Origin of the sequence: Protofrankia symbiont of Coriaria myrtifolia (assembly GCF_900634755.1) — a bacterium.
In the GTDB taxonomy this organism is placed as follows: Bacteria; Actinomycetota; Actinomycetes; order Frankiales; family Frankiaceae; genus Protofrankia; species Protofrankia coriariae.
Genome location: NZ_CAAAFS010000148.1, coordinates 1 through 2633 on the forward strand (window position 1 = coordinate 1; position 2633 = coordinate 2633).

Sequence of the window (2633 nt, forward strand, 5' to 3'; positions counted from 1 at the left end):
GGCCACCGTGGGGCGGGCCACCGTCGAGCTCGCGGGCGGCCACCGTGGCCGCCAGAAACTCCATGACCGAGCGGTGGACGAAGGAGAACCGGTCCTCCCGCCGGATGAGCAGACTGCCCGAGCCGACGATGAACGCGGCCTGCGTCGCGTCCAGTTTGACCTTGCCCAGATCGGTCAGGGCGGTCCGGACGGTGTCCGACAGCCCGGCGAGGTCGGTGGCGTCCTCGCCGTTCTCCCAGAGCGTGACGGCCAGGGCGTCCACCGCCTGGCGCAGCTGCCCGGCCGTCAGCGTCTGGAAGCGCCGCCGGGCGACCTCGTTCGCCAGCCACCTTTCGACGAGCTGGGCGTAGAGGTCGGCGGCGCTGACCGTGCCGTTGGGCGCGCTGGCCGCGCGCAGGTCGCTCTCGGGCAGTTCGGCGATGAACGACAGCATCCGTGGGTTTACGGACAGTTCTCGCAGGTCCCGGATGCCGTGGATCAGTTTCAGCCGGGCGTCCGCCCGCTGTTGTGCCGCCAGTAGCCCGGGGAGCTGGGAATCCGGCACCGCCGGCCTGTCAGGGGCGCCCGTCGGCGTCTCGTTGGCGTCCGTGTTTCCGGTCGTGTGCCGGGCCGTGTCCCTGGTGGCGTCCGCGGTCGCGTTCCTGATGGCGCCGCGGGCCTCGGCGGCGATCTGGCGCTCGAACAGTCGCACGAGGAACTCCCGGATCTGCCGCTGGTCGAAGTCGACGAGCCGGATCTGCCGGCTGGCGGTGTGGCGCCGCACCAGCTCGCCGAGTTCGGTCCGCCACTGGTCGTCGCTGGCGAAATGCTGGGTACGGCTGGTCAGCACCACCTTCGCCCGGCCCGTCACCGCCGACATGATCATGCGTAGGTGCTCGGCGGCCCGGTCGTAGGTCACCCGCAGGGCGAGCTCGTCGAAGCCGTCGAGCAGCAGGATGATCCGGCCGCGCTCCAGCATCCGGCGGACCGTCCGGACGTCGACCCCGTGCTCCCCGGTCTTCGTCAGGTGCAGCGAGAGCAGGTCGGCGACGCTGTGGGTCTTCTCCAGCGTCCGCAGCTCGACCAGCATCGGGATCATGCCGGGACGCTCGGCCGGCAGGCGGCGGGCCAGTTCGTGCAGCAGGAACGTCTTGCCGTGCCCGAAGTCGCCGAGCACCAGCAGGAAGCGGGCCTCCTCGACGTCGAGCCAGTCCACGGCCGCGGCGAGCACGTCGTCCTGCGCGGCGGTCTCCGCCACGCCGTCGGCGAGGACCGACCGCTGCGGCACGTACAGCGAGGGCGGGTAGGCCGGGTCGGTCTCCAACCGGGCGGTCTGGCGGAGCAGGTAACGGCGCGGATCCCACCGTCCCTCGAACTGGGCCAGGCTGCGCACCCGGATCCACCGCCGGCGGGCCTGGCCGACGAGGCCCTGCTCGGCGAGCGCTCCCCCGTACACCAGCTCCGACTCGACCGGTTCGCCGACGAACAACTCGTACCGGACGACGACCTGTTCGTAGAAGGCGGCCAGGGTGTCCTGGTCAAGCCCGTCCGCACTGATCCCGACCGGCCAACGCTGCCACTCGCCGTCCCGCAGGCCGTTCACGTCGAAGTAGACGGTCCCGTTGTCGGCCGTCATTCGCTGGATGGTCGCGTCCGGGTAGCGGACCCGGGCGGCCTGTTCCACCCAGCGCACGAACACCGACGTGATCTTCTGTGGGGCCGGGCCCGGGTAGGCCGGCGGCTCGGCGCCGTCGGCATCCGCTGGTGCGGGGGCCGGCCCCCGCACCAGCCCCGGGTAGGCCGGCGGCAGCGCCGGCTGCGCCGAACGACCGGCGGCGGCGGACAGGCCGTCGAGCAGCGTACGGCGCGCCTGCGCCTGCGCCTGCTCCACCAGGCTGACCCGGCCGACACCGCGAAGCAGCGGCGGTGCCTCGCACGGCGCGACGCGGACCGGCACGAGAAGGGGACGCCCGTCCCGGGTCATCGTCGCGAGCGCGGCCTGCCATTCGGCCGCCGCCCAGTCCGAGTTCACGTAGTCCGGGGAGAGAACGGGCAGGACGAAGGCTGCCGCGGCAAGCTCCCGGCGCAGCCAGGCGGCGGCTCCCTCGCCCGGTGGCGGCTGCCACGTCGTCGCCCGCGGCCGGTATCCCTCGGCCGCCAGCTGATGGATGATCCACGCGGCCCACCGCTCGTCCGCCTCTGTGTAACTGACGAACACCACTGGTCTGGCAGCCAGGCCAGTCCCACCGGTCGCGCTGGTCGTACCGGTCGCACCGGTCGCACCGGTCGCACCGGTCGCACCGGTCGCACCGGTTTCAGCGGTAGCACTGGCCCCGCCGGTTCCGGTGGTTTCGATGGTTCTGCCGGAGATCACCGTGGGTCGGGCGGGCAGCACCGGCACCGTCCCGATAGGCGGCTCTGTTTCCGCTGGCTGCGCGGTCAGCAGCCGCAACAGCGGTTCGATCCCGGCCTGGGTGAAGTCCGTGACCCGATAATGCGTTCCCGCGGACGGGCTGAGAAAAGCGGGAATGTCCTCGGTCGAACGGCCGGGCAGCAGCACCGAGAGGAACTTCGCCCGACCGGCCGTCTCGTCCCGGTAGAACTCGTCCCGGATGAGCAGGCCCTCGAAGCGCGCGCCCCGCCCCTGGGCGGGG

1 protein-coding gene is annotated in these 2633 nt (G+C 72.3%); it reads right to left on the bottom strand.

From position 1 onward, the window contains the following. On the bottom strand, positions 1–2633 hold a 2633-nt coding region (locus CM1CMNOD_RS08315; protein ID WP_131773930.1), incomplete at both ends, for a TIR domain-containing protein.